Here is a 20,434-nt window from a genome sequence, read left to right as displayed (position 1 = left end):
CATCGAGTCGACGCCGCTGCGAGGAGACCATGCCTGTTCCGGTCGAACCCTCGGGCACCATCGACACCAGCAGGCCGAGCGCGGCGCGCGTCTACGACTGCGCGATCGGCGGCAAGGACCACTTCGAGGTCGACCGCGAACTGACCCGCCGGATCAACGACGCGGTGCCCGAGGCGAGCAGCCTCGCCGTCGCGAACCGCCGGTTCCTGGTGCGCGCCGTCCGCTTCCTCGCCCGGGAAGCGGGCATCGACCAGTACCTCGACTGCGGATCCGGGTTGCCGACCGCGGAGAACACCCACCAGGTCGCCCAGCGCATCGCCCCGGAAGCGCAAGTGGTCTACGTGGACAACGATCCGACGGTCGCCGCGCACAGCAGGGCGCTGCTGGCCGACCAGGAAGGCAGCCACTTCCTCGACGCGGACATCCACCGGCCGGCCGAGGTGCTCGGGTCCCGCATCGTCCGGGACGAGCTGGACCTCACCCGGCCGCTGGCGCTGCTGCACGTCGGCACGCTGCACCACTACGACGAGGAACGGGGCGGCAGGTCGGCCGCCGACCTGGTGGGCGAGTACGTCGAGGCGCTGCCCGCCGGATCCTTCGTGGCGTTCAGCCACTTCCTCGACCCGGAGGACGCGGACGGGGAGCCGGCGCGGCTGGTGGAGGAGATGCTGCGCGCCGGGCTCGGCACCGGGTTCTTCCGCACCCGCGCGGAGATCGGCGCGATGCTGGCCGGGCTGGAACCGCTGGCCCCCGGTCTCGTGGTGGCCGACGACTGGTGGCCGGACGGCCCGCGCCGCACGCCGCTGCCGCCGGTGGCCCGCTGCCTCGCCGCCGCCGTCGCCCGCAAGCCCTGACGCCGCGCTGACCTGGAGTGGAGGCGGGCGGGGCGGGGTATCCGGCGGGTGTGGAGTCGCAGACCGTGGAGTGCTTCCCGTTCCGGTTCGACCGGGCGCACCGGATCCCGGCGCTGCCGTTCGGCATCACCCCGGTGACGACGTGGGTCCGGGTCGGCGACCGCGAGCTCACCGTGCGGTTCGGGCCGTGGTGCGTGCGCACCGAGCGGGCCAACGTGGCGGGGACCGCGGTCACCGGCCCGTTCTGGACGTGGCGGACGGCGGGCCCGGCGCGGGTATCGCTGGCCGACGGCGGCCTGACCTGCGCGACGAACGGGGAACGCGGGTTGTGCGTGCGCTTCGTCGAACCCGTGCCGGGCATCGAGCCGCTGGGGCTGCTGCGGCATCCGGCGGTGACGGTCACGGTCGCGGATTGCGATCGGCTCGCCGCGCTACTGGCTCGGTCAGCTCGACCATCCGGTGACCAGCGCCGCGGATGAACCGCAGCTGGGTGCTGCGGCCGAACACGGCGAACCCGAGGCGCACCACCGGGTTCGGGATGTGGGCGTGCCGGGAGAACGCGCGCACCTGGAACTCGACGGTGCCGGTGGCGATGTCCTTGCGCACCAGGAAGTCCATCTGCCCCTGCTCCAGGTGCCCGCGCAGCGTGCGGTAGTTCCAGCCCCACACCCGCACCCCGTCCCGGGCGGTGTCGGTGATGCCGCCGACCCGGCACGGCAGCCGGAACACCAAGCCGTGGAAGGAGGTTTCGAGCAGCAGATCGGCGCCGGGCTCCAGCTCCCGGGTGGAGCGGCACGCGCGCGAGACCAGCGTCGGGTCGGCGAACTTGTAGTCCCGCACCAGCGCGCAGGCCCGTTCCCACGGGCCACCGACCAGCGGCGGTCCCGGTGGTTCCGCGGGCAGCTCCCGCCGCTGGTCGTCCACCGTCCACTCCGGACCGGGGTCCAGCGGGTCCACCGCGGCCACGTCGAAGTTCACCGGCAGGTCCCGGAACCGCGCCAGCTCCCGGAGCAACCGCGGGTCGTCGTCGCAGCGCAGTCCGGTCACACCCGCTCCCCCACCACCGATTCGTCGCGCCCGGTGTAGATCTCCACGCCGTCCACCAGCCGCCCGCCCGCGACCGCGCACACCCGCGCGCAACACCGCACCCACAGGTACGCCTGCAACCGCCGCGACAACCGCAGCCGGTCGTAGAGCAGGTCGGCGGCGCGGCTGCTGCTGCGCGCCCAGGACTCGATCTCGAACAGCATCCGCATTCCGCGGTCGCCCGCGCGGAACTCGATCTGCCCCGCCTCCAGGTGGCCGGGCCGGGTGGCGAGCCGGAACGACGTCGGCGTCACGTCCAGCACCCGCACCGGGCCGTCCCACGGGCCGGGCATCCGGACCACCAGGTCGTCCCCGGGGCGCAGGTCCGCGTGGTCGCCCTCGGGTTCGAAGCGGGCCACCTCGCCGGGCACCATCCGGTCGGGCGCGGCGACGAACAGCGCCATCACGTCGGCGGCGGTGCACAGGTGCAGCTGGATCTCCGCGGAGTAGCGGCGGTGGAACAGCGGGCCGACGCCGTCCTCCGGCAGCTGCAGGCCGGTGCGGTCGGCGGGAGCGGGCGGTGGGCGCACCGCTTCGACCCGGTCCACCAGGTGCACCGGCACGTCGCTGGTCAGCTCGCGCACCGCCGCCAGCAGCAGTCCCGGCGGCCAGCGCCACAGCCACGGCAGGATCACGCGCGGCCGCCCTCGGTGCGGCGGCGGGCGCGGGCGCGTTCGACGGCGCGGCGTCGCGCCTGGTCGCGCAGCACGATCTGGGTCTGCTCCGGTGTGGGGTGGCCTTCGCCCATCGCGATCTCCGCCTCCCGGTAGCGCTGCTCGTCCTCGTCCGGGTCGCCGCCGCGGGCGTCGGCCAGCTGCTCCTCCGGGTCGGGGCGGCGGGTGCGCATCGGATGCTCCCGCCGGTACGGGTTGTCCGGCGGCAGCCCGCCGGACAGGCGGCCGTAGAGCCCGGTGCACAGCAGGACCAGCCCGGCGACGAGGCTGAAGAACACGTTCGGCAGCCGGAACGCCAGCAGGTTCCACGGCGAGTTGAGGACCGCCAGGTGCACGAGCCCGGACAGCAGGAACAGCACCCCGATGAACGTGGTCACCGTCGAGGCCTGCCTGCCGCCCCACGCCGCGCAGCCGATCAGCACCGCGCCCGCCACCAGCGAGATCACCGCCAGCAGCCCGTTGCTGGACAGCCCCAGCACCGGCTGCCCGCTGGTCGTGAAGAAGTCCAGGCCGCGCAGCAGCCCCAGCACTCCGAACGCCCACAGCACCAGTCCCAGCAGCACGGCACCGATCCGGTGGACCGTGTGCACCGGATGCGGCGCGGGTTTCGTCGCGTGCTTCATCGCCCACCCCCCGGAGCCCGTCGTCACGCTCTGCGGCTACCCGCTGACCGATCCGGTTACACCGGGCGGCGCGCTTCCCCCGGTCGCCGGGTACCGCCGCGAAGATCGCGCGCCATACAGTTGTCGGCGCCCGTTAGCGATCGATGCGGAATGGCCGGAGCGATGAGCCGCGACAACAAGATCTTGCTGGCCGCGCTCGCCTGCGGCGCCGTCCTGGTGCCCGCGGTGGTGGTGCTCGCGCTGCGGTGGCCGTGGTGGGCGTGGCTGCTCGGCAGCGCGGCGCTGCTGGCGGGCGTCGCGGCCTACGCCCGGCGGCTGGTGCGGCTGCACCAGCAGGAGCAGCTGCGGGAGGCGCTGGTCGTGCAGCAGCAGCGGCCCGCGGTCCCCGCCGAACCCGAACCGGAACCGCCGCGGCAGCGGCTGCTGCGGGACGTGCCGCTGCCCAGTTCCGAACCCGACTACCGGTTCGTGTTCGGCGCGACCGCATGGTGGCGGCGCCCCGCCGACGCGGTCGGGGTCGCGCACGAGAACCCGGCCGGCCTGGCGGTAGACGTGCTGCTCACCCGCGCCAGGGAGATCGCCGCGACCGAGCACCCCGGCGGCGCCGAGGTGGTGGCGCACAAGCTGGCGGGCGCGCTCGGCGCGGTACAGCGCGACCCGCACGGGCACGTGGAGGTGTGGGCCGCGGACGTGACGCTCGTGCTGCCGGAGCAGGACGTGGACCGGCTGCACCGGCTCGCGGAGGTCCGCAAGGACGAGCAGCTCTGGCACCGGGAGCGCGACCACGAGCGCAGCAAGCGCGCCTACCTGGCCGACGAGGTGCTGCAGGACACCGGCAGCGCCGTGGTGTGGTGGCTGGCGCGCAACGAGAACGACGTGGAGCGCGCCGCCGAGCTCATCGGCACCCTCGCGCAGCTGTCCGCCGCCGCCAACGGCACCGAGATCGACGAGCGGTTCCGGCACCTGGTGCCGTCGTCGCGGCAGGCGCCGTTCCCGAACGGGCTGCCGTTCCCCGGGGATTCGCTGTCGTTCGGCGGCACGCTCGACTCGGGGCGCTTCTTCTCCTACGGGCAGCTGTCCGCGGGGGCCGAGCTGCCCGCGGACGCCGAGCACACCGCCATCGACCACGTGCGCGGGCTGCTCGACGAACTCAGCTCGGACGACGAGGACGCCGACCGGGACCGGCTCGCGGGGCGGCTGGCCACCTTGTTCGACGCGGCCGGGCAGGCCGAGTTCGCGGCGGCCATCCGGCACCGGTTCGGCAACGCCGAGGACGGGCAGGTGCCCGCTCAGCCGAGGCGTTCGTCCACGTAGCACCACGCCCAGGCTTCGCCCGGCTCGAACGAGCGGATCACCGGGTGGCCGGTGCCGCGGTGGTGCTCGGTGGCGTGCTGCCGCGGGCTGGAGTCGCAGCAGCCGACGTGCCCGCACTCGGTGCACATCCGCAGGTGCGCCCATTCGTGCAGTCCCAGCCGCGCGCAGTCCTCGCAGCCGGAGCGGGAACCGGGCTCGGGCCGCCGGTCCGCCGCCGTTTCCAGGTGCTCGCAACCGGCCATCGCCGCCTCCCGGGTTCCGCGTCCGACGACCCCACCATGCCCGGTCGCGCCCCGGCCCCGCCAGCGCCCCGGACCCGGCAGTGCCGGGAACGCGACGAGGCGCAGCACCCGTCGATCATCCCTACACTTCCGTCGACCGCGAGGCCCGCCAGGACGGAGACGCAGCCCCATGCACCAGTTCCCGGACCTGATGATGCTGCTCGCGGTGGCGCTGGTGATCACCGCGCTCGCCCGGCGGTGGGAGCTGTCCGAGCCGCTGGTCCTGGTGCTGGCCGGGCTGGCGCTCTCGTTCGTGCCGGGCGTACCGGACTACGCGATCGACCCCGAGCTGATCCTGGTGCTGGTGCTGCCGCCGCTGCTGTACTCGGCGGCGCTGACCTCGTCGACGATCGGGCTGCGCGCGAACGCCCGCCCGATCGGCTCGCTGGCGCTGGGCGCGGTGCTGGTCACCACGCTGGCGATCGGGCTGGTGGCGTGGTGGCTGGTGCCCGCGATGCCGCTGGGCGCGGCGTTGGTGCTGGGCGCCGTGGTGGCCCCGCCGGACGCGGTGGCGGCCACCTCCATCGGCCGCAGGCTGGGGCTGCCGCGCCGGGTGATGACGGTGCTCAGCGGCGAGAGCCTGGTCAACGACGCCACCGCGCTCACCGCGTACCGGGTCGCGGTGGCCACCGTGCTGGGCACCGGGTACACGCTGCTCGCCGGGGTGGGCGTGTTCCTGCTGGCGACGATCGGCGGGCTCGTCGTCGGGTGGCTGGTGGGCTGGGCGGTGCACCGGGCGCGGCGGGCGCTGGCCGACGGGGTGCTGGAGAGCGCGCTGGGCCTGCTGGTTCCGTTCGCGGCGTACCTGCTGGCGGAGGGCATCAACGCGTCCGGGGTGCTGGCCGTGGTCGTCGCCGGGCTGTACCTGGGACAGCGGTCGCCGACGGGCAGCGCCTCGGTGCGGTTGCAGGACCGGGCGGTGTGGCTGTCCGCGGACACCCTGCTGGAGGCGCTGGTGTTCGCGCTGATCGGCCTGCAGCTGCGCTCGGTCACCGAGGGCGTGGCCGGGCAGCTGGTGCCGCTGGTGCTGGTCGGGACCGCGCTGACGGCGACGGTGGTGCTGGTGCGGGCGGCGTGGGTGTTCGCGACCTTGCAGCTGCCGGAGCTGCTGCTGCGCCGCGGTCCGGCGCCGCCGTGGCGCTACGGCGCGGTGGTGTCCTGGGCGGGGATGCGCGGCGTGGTGTCGTTGGCCGCCGCGGCGGCGATCCCGCAGTTCACCTCGACGGGCGCCCCGTTCCCGCAGCGGCCGCAGGTGCTATTCCTGGCGTTCTTCGTGACGTTGGGGACGCTGCTGCTGCACGGGCTGACGTTGCCGTGGGTGATCCGCGCGCTCGGCGTTCGCGGCGGGGAGCGCTACACCGATGCGCTGGCCGAGGCGGAGGCGGCGCACAACGCGGCGCTGGCGGCGCGGCGGCGGCTGGACGAGCTCTCGGCGGACGATCCGCCGCCGGACGAGGTCGCCGAGCACCTGCGGCGGTCCGCGGAGCGGCGCAGCAACCGGGCGTGGGAACGGCTGGGCCGTTCCGCCGAGGAGGTCGGGGAGAGCCCCGGCGCCGCGTACCGCCGGTTGCGCGCCGAGATGCTCGCCGCGGAGCGCGAGGTGTTCGTCCGGTTCCGCGACGAGGGCCGCATCGACGACGTGGTCCTGCGCCGGGTGCTGCACGAACTGGACCTGGAGGACGTGATGCTGCAGCGGGAATGACGCCCTCGCCGAGGCGTCCCGGTCATTCCTCCAGGAAGCCGAGCTGGCCGGAGAGCTCCTTCGCGGCGACCGTCATCGCGCCGATCACCTCGCGCATCCGCTTGCGGGAGAACCGGTAGGACGGCCCGGAGGCGCTGAGCGCGGCGACGACCTCGCCGTCGTGCCGGTGCACGGCGACGGCGGCGGCGTTGAGCCCGAGCTCCAGTTCCTCGTAGCTGGTGGCGTAGCCGTCGCGCACGATCAGTTCGAAGCCGCCGCGCAGTTCACCGGGGTCGGTGACGGTCCGCGGCGTGTACTGGGCGAGTTCGCCGTCGAGCAGCGCGTCCTGGTCGTCGGCGGGGGCGTGCGCCAGCAGCACCTTCCCGCTGGAGGTGGCGTGCAGCGGAGTGCGCTGGCCGACCCAGTTGTGCGCGGTGACGGAGGCGGTGCCGCGGGCCTGGCTGATGTTGATGGCCACTTCGTCGTCGCGGACGGCGATGTTCACGGTCTCGCCGAGCTCTTCGGCCAGCGATTCGCAGAAGGGGCGGCCGAGCCGGGACAGGTCCATCCGGTCGGTGGCGGCGCCGGCGAGCCGGACGATGCCGAAGCCGATGACGTACTTGCCGCGTTCCCCGAGCTGTTCGACGAGGCCGCGGGAGACGAGGACGCTGACCAGCCGGGAGGCGGTGGACTTGTGCACGCCGAGTTCGCCGGCGATCTCGGTGATGCCCGCTTCGCCGTGGCGGGCCAGCAGTTCCAGCACGCTCACCGCCCGGTCCACCGACTGCACCAGGGCGCCGGAACGTTCACCGTTGCTGGATCGTCCTGCGTTGACCACGGTTCAACCCGTATTCGTTGCCGGAGAATTGCCGTCTCGAACGATACACGGTGTTGCTGATTGCGCAACAACCCGGCCGGGGCCGTTCGGATCGTCCGCCGGCGGCCACGCTACGGGACCGGACGGCCGCGGCGGACCCCCACCCGGGGCACCTCGGAATGCCGGCCGCGCGCGGACCGCGCACACCGGCCGCGCGCCGCTCCGGCACGCCGGCGGCGAACCTCGGCGCGTCGCGGCGGCGCGCGGGAAAACCCGATCACACCAAGGGAATTCGCCCTGCCGTGTGCTTGACGCGCCCCGCCGTCCGGGCGCAGTGTTGCGTAAATCGCAGCCGGTTGTGAACAGCGCAACAACCGCCCCGGATCGTTCCGGGACGACCCCGACCGGCCGCGAGCGGGACCGAGCCGGCCACCGGTCCGCCTCGGGCCCCGGAACCAGCGTCATGAGCCAGGGGGCGGCACATGGACGGCAGGGCACGAGTGCTCATCGTCGGAGCGGGCATCGTCGGCTGCTCCGCGGCGTACCACCTCGCGCGCACCGGGATCACCGACGTGCTCGTCGTGGACCAGGGGCCGCTGTTCGCGACCGGTGGTTCCTCCTCGCACGCCCCCGGGCTGGTGTTCCAGACCAACGCCTCCGAACTGCTGACCCGGCTGGCCGCGTACACCGTCGAGCGGTTCGGCGCCGCGGAGTTCGACGGCGAACCCTGCTTCCACCAGGTCGGCGGCATCGAGGTCGCCACCACCGCGGAGCGCTGGAACGACCTCCAGCGCAAGCGCGGGCTGGCCGCCGCGTGGGGCGTGCCCGCCGAACTCGTCGGCCCGCGCGAGGTCGCCGACCGCATCCCGCAGGCGGACGCGTCCCGGATCCGCGGCGGGCTGCACGTCCCCGGCGACGGCGTCGCCAAACCCGTCCGGGCCGCGGCCGCGATGGCCCGCGCCGCCGAACGCCTCGGCGTGCGGTTCCAGGGCCGCACCGAGGTGACCGGTTTCGACGTGACCGGCGGCCGGGTCCGCTCGGTCCGCACCGACCGCGGCGAGTTCGAGGTCGAATCGGTGCTGTGCTGCGCGGGGATCTGGGGCCCGAAGGTCGGCGCGCTGGCCGGGGTGTCCATCCCGGTGCGGCCGCTGGCGCACCAGTACGCCGTGACCGGCCCGGTCGCCGGGCTCGGTGCCGCGACCGGACCCGAGGTGGCGCAGCCGATGCTGCGGCACCAGGACGCCTCGATGTACTTCCGGCAGGTCCACGACCGCTACGGCATCGGCACCTACCGGCACCGGGTGATCCCGGTGCGCGCCGAGGACATCGCGCCCACCACCGGCGACGGCACCGAGGCACCGTCCGGGGGCGGTGGCTGGGCGGGCATGTCCTCGGTGCACCCGTTCACCCCGCAGGACTTCAAGCGGTCCTGGGACGACGCCTGCGAGCTGCTGCCGGTGCTGCGCCGCACCGAACTCGCCGAGGGCATGAACGGGCTGTTCCTGTTCACCGCCGACGGGATGCCGGTGCTGGGGCCGTCGCGGGAGGTCGCCGGGTTCTGGGTCGCCGAAGCCGTGTGGATCACGCACTCCGCCGGGGTGGGCCGGGCGATGGCGGAGTGGATGAGCGACGGCGCGCCCGGCATCGACCTGCGCGCCGCCGACCTGCGCCGCTTCGAGGACTTCGCGCACAGCCCCGCCTACGTCGCCGAGCGCAGCGCGCAGAGCTTCCGCGAGGTCTACGACGTGGTGCACCCGCAGCAGCCGCCCGCGCGGCCCCGCCCGCTGCGCACCGGCCCGTTCCACGAGCGGCAGGAGCGGCTCGGCGCGGTGTTCCTGGAGGCCAACGGCTGGGAGCGCCCGCACTGGTACGAGTCCAACGAATTCCTCGTGGCGGGGCGGGAGATCGTGCTCCCGGGCGAGTGGGCGGGGCGCTACCGGTCGCCGATCGCCGCCGCCGAGCACCAGGCCGCCCGCGAGCGGGTCGCGCTGTTCGACATGACCTCGCTGGCACGGGCCGAGGTGAGCGGGCGCGGCGCGCTCGCGCTGCTGCAACGCCTCACCACCGGGCAGCTGGACCGCGCCCCCGGTTACGTGACCTACACGCTGCTGCTCCAGCACGACGGCGGGGTGCGCGGCGACATCACGGTGGCCCGGCTGTCCGAGACCGAGTTCCAGGTCGGCTGCAACGGGCCGCGGGACGTGGCGTGGCTGCGCGCGCACGCCGACGACACCACCTCCGTCCGCGACATCACCGGCGGGACCTGCTGCCTGGGCCTGTGGGGCCCGCGGGCGCGGGACGTGCTGGCGCCGCTGGCCGACGTGGATGTCTCCGCGGAGGCCTTCCGGTTCTTCCGGGCGAAGCGGCTGTTCGTCGGCGAGGTCCCGGTGACCGCGCTGCGGCTGTCCTACGTGGGCGAACTCGGGTGGGAGCTCTATGCCTCCGCCGAGTTCGGCAGGCGACTGTGGGACCTGCTGCTCGCGCAGGGCGCCGAGCACGGCATCTTCCCCGCGGGCCGGGCCGCGTTCAACGGGATGCGGCTGGAGAAGGGCTACCGCGCCTGGGGCGCGGACGTGTGGAGCGAGCACGACCCCGACGAGGCCGGCCTCGGGTTCGCCGTCAAACCCGGCAAGGGCGAGTTCATCGGCCGTGACGCCCTGCTGCGGCGCCGCGACCGGCCGGTGCGGCGGCGGTTGTGCTGCCTGCACGTCACCGACGGCGAGGTGCTGATGGGCGCCGAACCGGTGTTCACCGAGACCGGGCGCGACGCGGTCGGTTTCACCACCAGCGCGGGCTACGGCCACAGCACCGGCATGAGCCTCGCCTACGCGTGGCTGCCCGCCGAGCTGGCCGAGGCGGGCACCCGGCTGCGGGTGGCGTACTTCGACCGCCGACATCCGGCCGAGGTCGTCGCCGATCCGGTCTTCGACCCCGAGATGGCGCGGATGCGCGCCTGAGCACCACCCGCACGACGCAACCCGGGCCACCACCCGGGCCGTTCGACACCACCCACCGAGAAGGAGCGCCGCTCATGACCGTGAATCCGAACCCGGGAATCCTGCAGTACTCCAGGCTGCGCAAGTCGCCGTTCTTCCACGCCTCCCGGCAGCACGGGGTGAGCCTCTACAGCGTCTACAACCACACCTACCACCCGCGCCACTACGGCGACCCGATCGCCGAGTACTGGGCGCTGCTGGAGGGCGTGACGCTGTGGGACGTCGGCGTGGAGCGGCAGGTGGAGATCACCGGACCGGACGCCTTCGAGTTCACCAACATGCTGGTGCCGCGCGACCTGACCAAGTGCAAGGTCGGCCAGTGCAAGTACGTGTTCGTCACCGCCGCGGACGGCGGCATCATCAACGATCCGGTGCTGCTGCGGCTGGGCGAGAACCACTTCTGGCTGTCCCTGGCCGACAGCGACGTGCTGCTGTGGGCGAAGGGCCTGGCGCAGAACCTCGGCATGGACGTGCGGATCCGCGAACCGGACGTGGGCCCGGTGCAGGTGCAGGGGCCGAAGTCGCGGGACGTGATGGTGGACCTGTTCGGCGAGTCCATCTTGGACGTTCCCTACTACTACGCGGTGGACCGCGAGCTGAACGGGATGCGGGTGGTGGTCTCCCGCACCGGCTACACCGCGGAGCTCGGCTACGAGATCTACCTGCACGACGCCACCCGGGACGGCGTGAAGCTGTGGGAGACGATCTGGGAGGCCGGTCGCCCGCACGGCATGCAGGTGATCGGACCGTGCCACATCCGCCGCATCGAGGCCGGAATCCTGTCCTGGGGCTGCGACATCACCTACGAGACGAACCCGTTCGAGGCGGGCTACGGCTTCGAGAAGACGTGGATGGTGGACCTGGCGCAGGAGGCCGACTTCATCGGCAAGGACGCGTTGACCCGCATCAAGGACGAAGGGGTGGCGCGCAAGCTCGTCGGGGTGCGCATCGGCGGGCCGGGGGTCGGTTCGTTCAACGACGGCAGCATGATCGAACCGTTCGACGTGCACGACCCGCACGGGCTGCGCATCGGCGAGGTCACCTCCGCCTGCCGCTCGCCGCGGCTGGACGCCAACATCGGGTTCGCGATGGTGCCGGTCGCCTACCAGGAGCCGGGCACGGAACTGGTGGTGCACACCCAGCACGGCCCGCAGGAGGCGCTGGTGGTGGAGAAGCCGTTCCACGACCCGAACAAGGAGATTCCGAAGCACTTCGAGCGCACGGCGACGGCGTGACCGGGCGGAGGTCGAGCTGATGGACACCAGCACGCAGCGGCTGCGGGAGACGTTGCTCCGCAGCAGGTTCGAAGTGCTGCCGGTGCGCGGAGCCGCCGAGCGGGCGCGGGTGCTGCCCGCGGGCAGCACCGTCACCGTCACCGCCTCCCCCGCCAAGGGGCCCGAGGCGACGCTGGACACGGCCGAGCGGTTGGCGGCGGCGGGGCTGCACGCGGTGCCGCACCTGGCGGCCCGGTCCATCCCGGACCGGGCCCGCCTCGCCGCGCTGCTCGACCGGGCGGCGGCGCTGGGCAGCGACGAGATCTTCGTCGTCGGCGGCGATTCCCCCGAGCCCGCCGGGGAATTCCCGGACGCGCTCGCGCTGCTGCGGGCGATCGAGGACCTGGGGCGGCGGCCCGGCCGGGTCGGCATCACCGCCTACCCGGAACGGCACGCGTTCCTCACCGACGCGGTCACGATCGGGGCTTTGGCGGCGAAGGCGCCGCACGCCGACTACGCGGTCTCGCAGATCTGCTACGACCCGCAGCGGATCGCCCGCTGGCTCGGTGAGCTGCGCGACCGCGGCGTGCTGCTGCCGGTGCACGTGGGGCTGCCCGGGGCGGTGGACGTGACGAAGCTGCTGCGGGTGTCGATGAAGATCGGGCTCGGCGAATCGCTGCGGTTCCTGCGCAAGCAGCACGGCGTGGTGACCCGGCTGCTCGTGCCGTACACCCCGGACGCGCTGGTCGACGGCCTGTCGGCGCACCTGGACGAGCCCGCCCCGGGCATCGCCGGGTGGCACCTGTTCACGTTCGACGAGATCGGCCGGACCGCTCGGTGGCGCGACGACGCCGTGGCCCGGCTCCAGGAGGTCCCCGCATGAGCATCCCGTCCGACCTGGACATCTCCCGGGCCACCGCGTTGCGCCCGATCGAGGAGGTGGCCGCGCAGCTCGGCATCGGCCCGCACCTGCTGGAGCCGTACGGCAGGCAGGTGGCGAAGGTGTCCCTGGACGCCGTCGAGGAGTTCGCCGACCGGCCGCGCGCCAAGTACGTGCTGGTGTCCGCGGTGACGCCGACCCCGCTCGGCGAGGGCAAGACCACCACGACCGTCGGCCTCGGCCAGGGCCTGAAGCAGCTGGGGCACCGCTCTGCGGTCGCGATCCGGCAGCCTTCGATGGGCCCGACCTTCGGCATCAAGGGCGGTGCCGCGGGCGGCGGCTACAGCCAGGTGGTGCCGATGGAGGCGCTGAACCTGCACCTGACCGGGGACGTGCACGCGGTGACCGCGGCGCACGACCTGCTGTCGGCGATGGTGGACAACCACCTGCACCAGGGCAACGAGCTGGGCCTGGACCCGAACCGGATCACCTGGCGGCGGGTGCTCGACGTCAACGACCGGGACCTGCGCTCCATCGTGACCGGACTCGGCGGCACCTCCGACGGCACGCCGCGGCAGACCGGTTTCGACATCACCGCGGCCAGCGAGGTGATGGCGGTGCTGGCGCTGTCGGACTCGCTGCACGACATGCGGCGCAGGCTCGGCCGCATCGTCGTCGGGTACACCGGCGACGGCACCCCGGTCAGCGCGGAGCAGCTGCGCGCGGCGGGGGCGATGACCGTGCTGATGCGGGAGGCGATCAAGCCGAACCTGATGCAGACCACCGAGAACACGCCGGTGTTCGTGCACGCGGGCCCCTTCGGCAACATCGCGCACGGCAACTCCTCGGTGGTGGCCGACCGGATCGCGGCGCGCTGCGCGGACTACGTGGTGACCGAGGCCGGGTTCGGCGCGGACATGGGCGCCGAGCGGTTCTTCAACATCAAGTGCCGCAGCTCGGGGCTGCGCCCGGACGCCGCGGTGCTGGTGGCGACGGTGCGGGCGCTGAAGGCGCACTCCGGCAACCACAAGATCGTGGCGGGCAGGCCGCTGCCGCCGGAGCTGCTGGCGGAGAACCCGGACGACGTGCGCGCCGGCGCGGACAACCTGCGCAAGCAGATCGAGAACATCCGGCTGCACGGGGTGTCGCCGGTGGTGGCGGTGAACGCGTTCCCCACCGACCACCCGTCGGAGCACGCCGCGATCCGCGAGGTGGCGGAGGCGGCGGGCGCGCGGGTCGCGGTGAGCAGCCACTTCCTCGACGGCGGCAAGGGCGCGAAGGACCTGGCGGAGGCCGTGGTCGAGGCGGCCGCGGAACCGAACCGGTTCCGGCTGCTGTACCCGGATTCCGCCGACCTCCGCACGAAGATCGAGACGGTGGCGCGGCGGGTGTACGGCGCCGACGGCGTGTCGTACGCGCCCGCGGCGGAGCGGTCGCTGCGGGACTACGAGGCGAGCGGGTTCGGTTCGCTGCCGGTGTGCATCGCGAAGACGCACCTGTCGCTGAGCTCGGACCCGAAGCTGCTGGGCGCCCCGACGGGCTGGACGTTGCCGGTGCGGGAGGTGCGGGCCTCGGTGGGCGCCGGGTTCGTGTACCCGATCTGCGGGGACGTGCGCACGATGCCCGGCCTGGGCTCGCACCCGGCGGCGGAGCGGATCGACATCGACGAGCACGGCCGGGTCGTGGGGTTGAGTTGACCGATCTCGACGCGAGCGTGCGGGAGTTCCTGGACGAGGTGGCCGCGCCGACGCCGTCCGCCACCGGCGGGGTGGTCGGCGCGGTGACCACGGCGGCGGCGGCCGGGCTGCTGGCGATGTGCGCGCGGCTGCGGCGGGACGCGTCGCGGGCCTCGCGGGCCGAGGCGCTGCGGCAGCGGGCCGTGGAACTGGCGCGGGCCGATTCGGACGCCTACCAGGACGTGCTGGCGGCGCAGCGCCGGTCGGCGGACGACCCGGGACGGGCGACGGCGCTCACCGAGGCGCTGGCGGGCGCGGCCGGTCCACCTGCCCGGCTCGCCGAACTCGCCGCCGAGGTCGCGGCGCTGGCGGGCGAGGTGGCGGCGGAGGCGGCACCGGCGCACCTCGGCAACGCGCTCGCCGCCGCCGCGCTGGCCGCCGGGGCCGCGCGCGGTGCCGCGGCGCTGGTGCGCATCGACCTCGAGGCCGCGGGCGCCGACCTCGCCACCGCCGACGAGGCCGCCGCGGACGCCGCCGCCGCGGCCCGCCCCCGGGGCGGAACCCCCCCGGGTGCGTGGCCCGTCCCGGGCGGGCCGCACATCAGTCCCAGCTGATCGGCAGCCGGTGCACCCCGTAGATGACCATGTCGGTGCGCAGCGGCACCTCCGCGGCGGGGACGTCGAGGCGCAGCCCGGGCAGGCGGTCGAGCAGTTCGGCGTAGCCGATGCGCATCTCCACCCGCGCCAGCTGCTGACCGAGGCACTGGTGGACGCCGTGCCCGAACGACAGGTGCGCGCCGCGCCCGCGGGTGACGTCGAGCTCGCCGGGGTCGTCCCACTGCTCGGCGTCCCGGTTCGCCTCCGGCACCGACACCAGGATCGTCTCGCCCGCGCGGATGCGGACGCCGCCGAGCTCCAGGTCTTCGGTGGCGACCCGGCTGATGCCCAGGTGCAGCACCGACAGGTAGCGCAGCAGCTCCTCCACGGCACCGTCGATCAGCGCCGGGTCGGCGCGCAGCGCGGCGAGCTGCTCCGGGTGCTCCAGCAGGGCGAAGGTGCCGAGGGCGAGCATGTTCGCGGTCGTCTCGTGCCCCGCCGTGAGCAGCGTGGTGGCGATGTCGACGAGTTCGTCGTCGGTCAGCGCCGGATCGGCGTCGCCGTGCACCAGCCCGGACAGCAGGTCGTCGCCGGGGGCGGTGCGCTTGCCCGCGACGAGGCCGCGCATGAACTCGCGCAGCCGCCCCGAGGCCGCGGTCCGCTCCTGCTCGGGCGCCTGGATGTTCAACGAGATCGCCGCGTCCCGCTGGAACCGGTCGCGGTCGGCGTAGTCGACGCCGAGCAGCTCGCAGATGACCAGCGAGGGCAGCGGCAGCGCGAAGTCGGCGACGAGGTCGGCGCTGTTCCCGCGCGCCCTCATCCCCTCGACGAGGTCCACGGCCAGTTCGGTGACCCGTGCTTCCAGCGCGCGCATCCGGCGGACGGTGAACTGGCCGATGAGCATCCGGCGCAGCCGGGTGTGCTCGGGCGGGTCCATGAAGATGAACAGCCCGTGCTTGGCCGGGGCTTGCGCGGCGGCGTGCGGGCAGCCGCCCGCGGCGACCTCCTCCGGGGTGAGCTGCAGCGCGTCGCGGTGGCGGAACCGGTCGGAGCTGAACCGGGTGTCGCCGAGCGCTTCGCGGGCCTCGCGGTAGCCGGTGACCATCCACGCGCGGGCGCCGTTGAGCAGGGTGATCGGCGCGACCGGCCCGTCGGCGCGCAGCCGGGCGAGCCCGGCGGGCGGGTCGAACGGGAGGTCGCCGCGCTGGACGAGTTCCGGGGGCAGCGGGCGGCGCAGCCCGGGGCGGGCCGGGGCGTCGGTGTTCTGGTCGTTCACGGGGAGTCCTGTTCCCGGGCAGCGCGCGGCGCCCGTGGTGGCGGGAGGTGTCAGCGGACGGCGGTCAGCGGGGCGCGGGGCCGGTGGGCGCCAGCAGCAGTCCGGTGAGGCCGTCGGTGAGGGCGGTGCCGACCAGTTCCCAGTCGGCGGGGATGCCGGTGGCCGCGGCCGCGCGCTCCTGCTCGGCGCAGGTGTGCAGGACCGCGAGCCGGGCGGTGTCGCGGCGGATCGCGGCGACCTCCGGCGGGAGTTCGGGGGCGTGCTCGGCGAGCGCCGCGTTCGCCTCGGCCAGCAGCGGTTCCATCTCGGGCGCGTGCATCGGCCCGCTGCGCACGACCGGGTCGGTGGCGACCTGCGCGGTGTACCGGGCGCACCAGCTGGGATTGCCGAGGCTCGCCAGGTGCCGGACGTACGGCAGCACCATGCAGGCGACGTGCTCGCGCGGGTCGCGGGATCCGCGCGCCGCGGCGAGCATCTCGCCGGTGTGCCGCACGATGGGCTCGCTGTGCGAGGCGCTGATGGCGCGCAGCAGGTCGTCGCGGGTGCCGACGTGGTAGGCCAGCGCGGAGTTGTTGGCCTGCCCGGCGGCGTCGACGATCTGCCGGTTGGACACCTCGGAGAGCCCGCGTTCGGCGAACAGCCGTTCCGCGGTGCGCAGCAGCAGTGCCCGGGTGGCGTCGGCGCGTTCCCGGCGGGCACCGGGGCGCGCGCCGGTCCGGTTCCGCGCGGGTCGAGCGTCCACGGCGGTCATCTTCTCACCACCGCACCGGGACTTCTTCGAGCCCGCCGACCAGGAGCCCTTCCCGGCGGCGCAGGTCGTCGGCGGGGACGGCCAGTTCCAAGCCGGGCACGCGTTCCAGCAGCGCGCCGAGCACGGTGCGCAGTTCGACGCGGGCCAGCGACTGCCCGAGGCAGGAGTGCGGTCCGGCGCCGAAGGTCAGGTGCGGGTTCGGGGTGCGGGCGAGGTCCATCTCGGCGGCGTCGGTGAACGCGTCCTCGTCCCGGTTGGCCGCCTGCATGAGGGCGAGCACGGTGCTGCCCGCTTCGATGGTGGTGCCGCCGATCTCGACGGGTTCGGTGATGTGCCGGTGCATGCCGGTGCTGCCGAGGTTCGCGTCGAAGCGCAGCACCTCTTCGACGGCCGGGTCGACGAGCGCGGGGTCGGCGAGCAGGCTCTCCCAGCGCTCCCGGCGGGACAGCAGCATCGCGGCCATCTTGCCGATCATGTTGGCGGTGGTCTCGTGCCCGGCGATGAGCAGGGCTTGGCCGGTGGCGATGAGCTCGGTCTCGGTGAGCCTGCCGTCGTCGGCGTCGCTGATCGCGGTGAGCTCGGAGAGCAGGTCGTCGCCGGGTTCGGCGCGCTTGGCGCGGACGTGCTCGGCCAAGTAGTTCCACAGCTCCTGGCCGGAGGCGCGGACCTCGTCCTCGGTGTACCGGGTGAGGTTGAGCATGTGGTCGGACCAGTGGGCGAACTTGGCGCGGTCGGCGGCGGGCACGCCGAGCAGTTCGCAGATCACGTACACCGGCAGCGGGAAGCCGAGCGCGGTGCGCAGGTCGGCGGGGGCTCCCTGCCGGAGCATCTCGTCGATCAGCTCGTGGGCGATGCCGGCGATCCGCGGTTGCAGGGCGCGCATCCGCTTGACGGTGAAGGAGCGGCTCAGCAGCCGCCGCCACCGCAGGTGCCCCTCGCCCTGGGCGATGGTGTTCGGGAAGGAGCTGTCCTCGGCGTCGTCGAGGGGCCTGCGGGTGAACCGCGGGTCGGCGAGGATCGCGCGCACGTCCTCGTAGCGGGTCAGCAGCAGCGCGTCCTCCCCGATCACGGTGCGCACCCGGGCCACCGGGCACTCCTGCTGCAACCGGCGCCATTCCGGCGGGGGTTCGAGGGCGGTCGGCAGCGGGAAGGGGAAGGGCAGGGGGTCGGTGGCGTGCCCGGTGACGGGGCAGGTGGTGTCGTCGGCTCGCATCGCATCCTCTTTAAGAAAGGCGTCTGACTTAAATGCTAGCGTAGCCTTCAGTCGGCTGACTGCCCAGCGGGCGCCGGAACCCCCACCACCGAGGAGGACGCCGTGAAGATCGAGATCGACGAGGACAGGTGCATCGGCGCGGGCCAGTGCGTGCTGGCCGCCGAGGCCGTGTTCGACCAGCGCGACGAGGACGGCGTCGTGGTGCTGCTCGACGCCTCCCCCGCCCCGGAGCACCAGGACGCCGCGCGCCAGGCGGCCGCGCTGTGCCCCGCGGCCGCCATCGCGGTCCGCGAGGACTGATCACGCGAGGGACGGCCCACCCGCGGGGCCGTCCACCCGCGGGCTCAGCCCGCGGTCTCCGCGTCCAACCAGGACAGGTAGCCGGGGTTGCCGCCGACGATCGGCGTCGCGATCACCTCGGGCACCTCGTAGCCGTGGTGCTCCTGGAGGTGCGCGACCAGCGCGTCCAGCCGCGCCGCCGGCGTCTTGATCTGCAGCTGCCACTCCGGATCGTCCTGCACCGCCCCGTCCCAGCGGTAGAAGCTGCGGATCGGCACCACCTGCACGCAGGCGCCCAACCGCGCCTCGACGACGCCGCGGGCCAGTTCCGCCGCGGCAAGCTCGGAATCCGTCGTGGTCACGACCTGCACGTAGTCCGCCATGCGCCGAGCGTATCGACCTCGCGGCGCGCGGCGAAGTTTCACGTCGGCCGGGCGGCGGTTAACCGGGAGAGAGGTCACGACCGGTGACCGCACAACCCGTTGCACCGCAACGAGAACTCCCGGCAGGAGGACGCCATGCGAGGGCTCGTGTACGAAGGACCGCGCCAGGTGACCGTCAAGGACGTCCCGGACGCGCGGATCGAACGCCCCACCGACGTGCTGGTGCGGATCACCACCACGAACATCTGCGGCTCGGACCTGCACATGTACGAAGGGCGCACCGACCTGGAGCCAGGGCGGGTGCTCGGCCACGAGAACCTCGGCGTGGTGGCGGAGATCGGCGGCGGCGTCGAACGCATCCAGGTCGGCGACCGGGTGTGCCTGCCGTTCAACATCGGCTGCGGCTTCTGCCGCAACTGCGAGGACGGCATGACCTCGTACTGCCTGACGGCGCACCCCGACCCGGACATGGCGGGAGCGGCGTTCGGCTTCGCCGGGATGGGCCCGTACCACGGCGGGCAGGCCGAGTACCTGCGCGTGCCGTTCGGCGACTTCAACTGCCTGCGGCTGCCGGAGGACGCCGCGGACAAGGAGGACGACTACGTGATGCTGGCCGACATCTTCCCCACCGGCTGGCACGCCACCCGCCTCGCGGGGTTGCGCCCCGGGGAGTCCTGCGTGGTCTACGGCGCCGGGCCGGTCGGGCTGATGGCCGGGTACTCCGCGCTGCTGCAGGGCGCGTCGCAGGTCTTCGTGGTGGACCGCCACCGGGACCGGCTGCGGCTCGCCGAGCAGATGGGCGCGATCGCGGTGGACGACTCCGACGGTGATCCGGCCCGGCAGGTGCTGGACCTCACCGACGGGCGCGGCGCGGACCGCGGCTGCGAGTGCGTCGGCTACCAGGCGCACGACCCGCAGGGCGCCGAGCACCCGGAGATGACGATGAACAGCCTGGTGAACTCGGTGCGGTTCACCGGCGGGATCGGCGCGGTCGGCATCTTCCTGCCGTCGGACCCCGGCTCGCCGGACCGGCTGGAGCAGGACGGGAAGCTGGCGTTCGAGATGGGCTCGTTCTGGTTCCAGGGCCAGCGGATCGGCACCGGGCAGGCGCCGGTGAAGGCCTACAACCGGCGGCTGCGGGACCTGATCCACCACGGCCGGGCGGCGCCGTCGTTCATCGTCTCGCACGACCTGCCGCTGCAGCGCGCCGCGGACGCCTACGAGCGCTTCGACAACCGCGAGGACGGCTGGACGAAGGTGGTGCTCAAACCCGAGATGGCCGGGTGAGCGCGGTCAGCCCGACAGCCCCAGGCGCAGGTGCTCGATGTGGTAGACGGCCTCGTCGAGCAGCTGCGCCACGTGGTCGTCGTAGAGGCTGTAGACGACGCTGCGCCCGCTGCGGTTGCCGGTGACGAGCCCGAGCGAGCGCAGCAGCCGCAGCTGGTGCGAGACGGCGGAGGCCTCCATGCCGACGGCTTCGGCGAGCTCCCCGACGGGCCGGGCACCTTGGCGCAGTTCGCTGAGAATCAGCAGCCGGGACGGGGTGGCGAGCGCCTGGAGGGTCTCGGCGACGGAGGCCGCCGCGGTGGCGTCCAGCTTCGCCGCGGGCGTGACCGCGTCTTCGACACCGTGACCCATGCGCGCAGTGTATCCGCACGACCGAAAACCTGAACGACTGAACACCTGAGCAAGCGTTCATGTATTCTTCGGCGCGCCCCGCCCCCGCGCCGAGGACCCCGGGCGGCGGCCCGCGCGGGACGCGGCCCTGCCCCGGCGGGCCGAGTACGCGGCCCGCACCCGCGACGCCGGGCTGCGCGACGTGGGGCGCGAGGGCGTCATC

General features: G+C 73.8%; 21 protein-coding genes. 11 read left to right on the top strand and 10 right to left on the bottom strand.

From position 1 onward, the window contains the following. Nucleotides 1-29: 29 nt before the first annotated feature. Nucleotides 30-854, top strand: a complete 825-nt coding sequence (locus LCD35_RS09375; RefSeq protein WP_224959684.1) for an SAM-dependent methyltransferase — start codon at nucleotides 30-32, stop codon at nucleotides 852-854. Between the two features lie 50 nt (nucleotides 855-904). Continuing rightward, nucleotides 905-1,333 (top strand): hypothetical protein, encoded by a 429-nt coding sequence (locus LCD35_RS09370; protein WP_224959682.1) that lies wholly within the window; start codon nucleotides 905-907, stop codon nucleotides 1,331-1,333. Here the strand turns inward: LCD35_RS09370 and LCD35_RS09365 are convergent. The 3 genes from LCD35_RS09365 to LCD35_RS09355 are packed head-to-tail and all read right to left on the bottom strand — an operon-like array spanning nucleotide 1,254 to nucleotide 3,237. Continuing rightward, complete coding sequence (locus LCD35_RS09365; protein WP_224959680.1) at nucleotides 1,254-1,901, bottom strand: DUF1990 family protein; 648 nt, start codon at nucleotides 1,899-1,901, stop codon at nucleotides 1,254-1,256. The genes LCD35_RS09370 and LCD35_RS09365 overlap by 80 nt on opposite strands. Next, a complete protein-coding gene (locus tag LCD35_RS09360) occupies nucleotides 1,898-2,575 on the bottom strand; it encodes a DUF1990 family protein (protein WP_224959678.1) in 678 nt (225 codons plus the stop codon). The genes LCD35_RS09365 and LCD35_RS09360 overlap by 4 nt, the downstream gene beginning before the upstream one ends. Further along, the gene (locus LCD35_RS09355) at nucleotides 2,572-3,237 is read right to left on the bottom strand and encodes a DUF4383 domain-containing protein (RefSeq protein ID WP_224959676.1); all 666 of its coding nucleotides are present in this window, start codon (nucleotides 3,235-3,237) and stop codon (nucleotides 2,572-2,574) included. Before LCD35_RS09355 ends, LCD35_RS09360 begins: the two co-directional genes overlap by 4 nt. A gap of 150 nt (nucleotides 3,238-3,387) precedes the next feature. On the opposite strand from LCD35_RS09355, the gene LCD35_RS09350 reads away from it, so the two are divergent. Continuing rightward, entirely contained in the window at nucleotides 3,388-4,551 is a 1,164-nt protein-coding gene (locus LCD35_RS09350; RefSeq protein ID WP_224959674.1) for a hypothetical protein, read from the top strand. Here the strand turns inward: LCD35_RS09350 and LCD35_RS09345 are convergent. Beyond that, the gene (locus LCD35_RS09345) at nucleotides 4,527-4,793 is read right to left on the bottom strand and encodes a UBP-type zinc finger domain-containing protein (RefSeq protein ID WP_224959673.1); all 267 of its coding nucleotides are present in this window, start codon (nucleotides 4,791-4,793) and stop codon (nucleotides 4,527-4,529) included. The two genes, LCD35_RS09350 and LCD35_RS09345, sit on opposite strands and share 25 nt — an antisense overlap. A gap of 169 nt (nucleotides 4,794-4,962) precedes the next feature. On the opposite strand from LCD35_RS09345, the gene LCD35_RS09340 reads away from it, so the two are divergent. Next, nucleotides 4,963-6,534 (top strand): Na+/H+ antiporter, encoded by a 1,572-nt coding sequence (locus LCD35_RS09340; RefSeq protein ID WP_224959672.1) that lies wholly within the window; start codon nucleotides 4,963-4,965, stop codon nucleotides 6,532-6,534. Between the two features lie 22 nt (nucleotides 6,535-6,556). On the opposite strand, the gene LCD35_RS09335 is transcribed toward LCD35_RS09340, so the two are convergent. Beyond that, nucleotides 6,557-7,303, bottom strand: a complete 747-nt coding sequence (locus LCD35_RS09335) for an IclR family transcriptional regulator (protein ID WP_224959712.1) — start codon at nucleotides 7,301-7,303, stop codon at nucleotides 6,557-6,559. 509 nt (nucleotides 7,304-7,812) lie between these two features. On the opposite strand from LCD35_RS09335, the gene LCD35_RS09330 reads away from it, so the two are divergent. The 5 genes from LCD35_RS09330 to LCD35_RS09310 all read left to right on the top strand — a co-directional run bounded on the left by LCD35_RS09330 (nucleotide 7,813) and on the right by LCD35_RS09310 (nucleotide 14,710). Further along, complete coding sequence (locus tag LCD35_RS09330; RefSeq protein WP_224966404.1) at nucleotides 7,813-10,287, top strand: FAD-dependent oxidoreductase; 2,475 nt, start codon at nucleotides 7,813-7,815, stop codon at nucleotides 10,285-10,287. A gap of 74 nt (nucleotides 10,288-10,361) precedes the next feature. Beyond that, a complete protein-coding gene (locus LCD35_RS09325) occupies nucleotides 10,362-11,561 on the top strand; it encodes a glycine cleavage T C-terminal barrel domain-containing protein (protein ID WP_224962804.1) in 1,200 nt (399 codons plus the stop codon). Nucleotides 11,562-11,580: 19 nt separating this feature from the next. Then, the gene (locus LCD35_RS09320) at nucleotides 11,581-12,423 is read left to right on the top strand and encodes a methylenetetrahydrofolate reductase (RefSeq protein ID WP_224966403.1); all 843 of its coding nucleotides are present in this window, start codon (nucleotides 11,581-11,583) and stop codon (nucleotides 12,421-12,423) included. Next, nucleotides 12,420-14,117 (top strand): formate--tetrahydrofolate ligase, encoded by a 1,698-nt coding sequence (locus LCD35_RS09315; RefSeq protein WP_224962800.1) that lies wholly within the window; start codon nucleotides 12,420-12,422, stop codon nucleotides 14,115-14,117. Before LCD35_RS09320 ends, LCD35_RS09315 begins: the two co-directional genes overlap by 4 nt. Further along, on the top strand, nucleotides 14,114-14,710 hold the full coding sequence (locus LCD35_RS09310) for a cyclodeaminase/cyclohydrolase family protein (RefSeq protein ID WP_225044041.1): 597 nt from the start codon (nucleotides 14,114-14,116) through the stop codon (nucleotides 14,708-14,710). The genes LCD35_RS09315 and LCD35_RS09310 overlap by 4 nt, the downstream gene beginning before the upstream one ends. On the opposite strand, the gene LCD35_RS09305 is transcribed toward LCD35_RS09310, so the two are convergent. From LCD35_RS09305 to LCD35_RS09295, 3 genes are all read right to left on the bottom strand, one after another. Then, a complete protein-coding gene (locus LCD35_RS09305; RefSeq protein ID WP_225044040.1) occupies nucleotides 14,697-15,968 on the bottom strand; it encodes a cytochrome P450 in 1,272 nt (423 codons plus the stop codon). The two genes, LCD35_RS09310 and LCD35_RS09305, sit on opposite strands and share 14 nt — an antisense overlap. A 64-nt stretch (nucleotides 15,969-16,032) precedes the next feature. Then, on the bottom strand, nucleotides 16,033-16,719 hold the full coding sequence (locus LCD35_RS09300; protein WP_224966400.1) for a TetR/AcrR family transcriptional regulator: 687 nt from the start codon (nucleotides 16,717-16,719) through the stop codon (nucleotides 16,033-16,035). A 4-nt stretch (nucleotides 16,720-16,723) separates the two neighbouring features. After that, the gene (locus LCD35_RS09295; protein ID WP_224963135.1) at nucleotides 16,724-17,932 is read right to left on the bottom strand and encodes a cytochrome P450; all 1,209 of its coding nucleotides are present in this window, start codon (nucleotides 17,930-17,932) and stop codon (nucleotides 16,724-16,726) included. 102 nt (nucleotides 17,933-18,034) lie between these two features. Between LCD35_RS09295 and LCD35_RS09290 the strand changes: the two genes are divergently transcribed. Continuing rightward, the gene (locus LCD35_RS09290; protein ID WP_224963137.1) at nucleotides 18,035-18,232 is read left to right on the top strand and encodes a ferredoxin; all 198 of its coding nucleotides are present in this window, start codon (nucleotides 18,035-18,037) and stop codon (nucleotides 18,230-18,232) included. 44 nt (nucleotides 18,233-18,276) lie between these two features. Here LCD35_RS09290 and cutA read toward each other — a convergent pair whose 3' ends face one another. Next, on the bottom strand, nucleotides 18,277-18,594 hold the full coding sequence (gene cutA / locus LCD35_RS09285; RefSeq protein WP_224963139.1) for a divalent-cation tolerance protein CutA: 318 nt from the start codon (nucleotides 18,592-18,594) through the stop codon (nucleotides 18,277-18,279). Between the two features lie 135 nt (nucleotides 18,595-18,729). Here cutA and LCD35_RS09280 point away from each other — a divergent pair, with 135 nt between their 5' ends. Then, nucleotides 18,730-19,881 (top strand): glutathione-independent formaldehyde dehydrogenase, encoded by a 1,152-nt coding sequence (locus LCD35_RS09280; RefSeq protein WP_224963141.1) that lies wholly within the window; start codon nucleotides 18,730-18,732, stop codon nucleotides 19,879-19,881. 6 nt (nucleotides 19,882-19,887) lie between these two features. Here LCD35_RS09280 and LCD35_RS09275 read toward each other — a convergent pair whose 3' ends face one another. Further along, a complete protein-coding gene (locus tag LCD35_RS09275) occupies nucleotides 19,888-20,232 on the bottom strand; it encodes a metalloregulator ArsR/SmtB family transcription factor (protein WP_224966399.1) in 345 nt (114 codons plus the stop codon). Between the last annotated feature and the right edge of the window lie 202 nt (nucleotides 20,233-20,434).

The organism is Saccharopolyspora sp. 6V (assembly GCF_020176785.1).
GTDB classification, from domain to species: Bacteria; Actinomycetota; Actinomycetes; order Mycobacteriales; family Pseudonocardiaceae; genus Saccharopolyspora_C; species Saccharopolyspora_C gregorii.
Note: the sequence above shows the minus strand (reverse complement) of the source record. Positions and strands in the feature narration are given on the sequence as shown.

What these genes read in the sequence shown, in the direction of transcription:
- LCD35_RS09375 (WP_224959684.1), top strand. Translation starts at nt 30, where the DNA reads ATGCCTGTTCCGGTCGAACCCTCGGGCACCATCGACACCAGCAGGCCG.
- LCD35_RS09355 (WP_224959676.1), bottom strand. Translation starts at nt 3,237, where the DNA reads ATGAAGCACGCGACGAAACCCGCGCCGCATCCGGTGCACACGGTCCAC.
- LCD35_RS09350 (WP_224959674.1), top strand. Translation starts at nt 3,388, where the DNA reads ATGGCCGGAGCGATGAGCCGCGACAACAAGATCTTGCTGGCCGCGCTC.
- LCD35_RS09345 (WP_224959673.1), bottom strand. Translation starts at nt 4,793, where the DNA reads ATGGCCGGTTGCGAGCACCTGGAAACGGCGGCGGACCGGCGGCCCGAG.
- LCD35_RS09340 (WP_224959672.1), top strand. Translation starts at nt 4,963, where the DNA reads ATGCACCAGTTCCCGGACCTGATGATGCTGCTCGCGGTGGCGCTGGTG.
- LCD35_RS09330 (WP_224966404.1), top strand. Translation starts at nt 7,813, where the DNA reads ATGGACGGCAGGGCACGAGTGCTCATCGTCGGAGCGGGCATCGTCGGC.
- LCD35_RS09325 (WP_224962804.1), top strand. Translation starts at nt 10,362, where the DNA reads ATGACCGTGAATCCGAACCCGGGAATCCTGCAGTACTCCAGGCTGCGC.
- LCD35_RS09320 (WP_224966403.1), top strand. Translation starts at nt 11,581, where the DNA reads ATGGACACCAGCACGCAGCGGCTGCGGGAGACGTTGCTCCGCAGCAGG.
- LCD35_RS09315 (WP_224962800.1), top strand. Translation starts at nt 12,420, where the DNA reads ATGAGCATCCCGTCCGACCTGGACATCTCCCGGGCCACCGCGTTGCGC.
- LCD35_RS09300 (WP_224966400.1), bottom strand. Translation starts at nt 16,719, where the DNA reads ATGACCGCCGTGGACGCTCGACCCGCGCGGAACCGGACCGGCGCGCGC.
- LCD35_RS09295 (WP_224963135.1), bottom strand. Translation starts at nt 17,932, where the DNA reads ATGCGAGCCGACGACACCACCTGCCCCGTCACCGGGCACGCCACCGAC.
- cutA (WP_224963139.1), bottom strand. Translation starts at nt 18,594, where the DNA reads ATGGCGGACTACGTGCAGGTCGTGACCACGACGGATTCCGAGCTTGCC.
- LCD35_RS09280 (WP_224963141.1), top strand. Translation starts at nt 18,730, where the DNA reads ATGCGAGGGCTCGTGTACGAAGGACCGCGCCAGGTGACCGTCAAGGAC.
- LCD35_RS09275 (WP_224966399.1), bottom strand. Translation starts at nt 20,232, where the DNA reads ATGGGTCACGGTGTCGAAGACGCGGTCACGCCCGCGGCGAAGCTGGAC.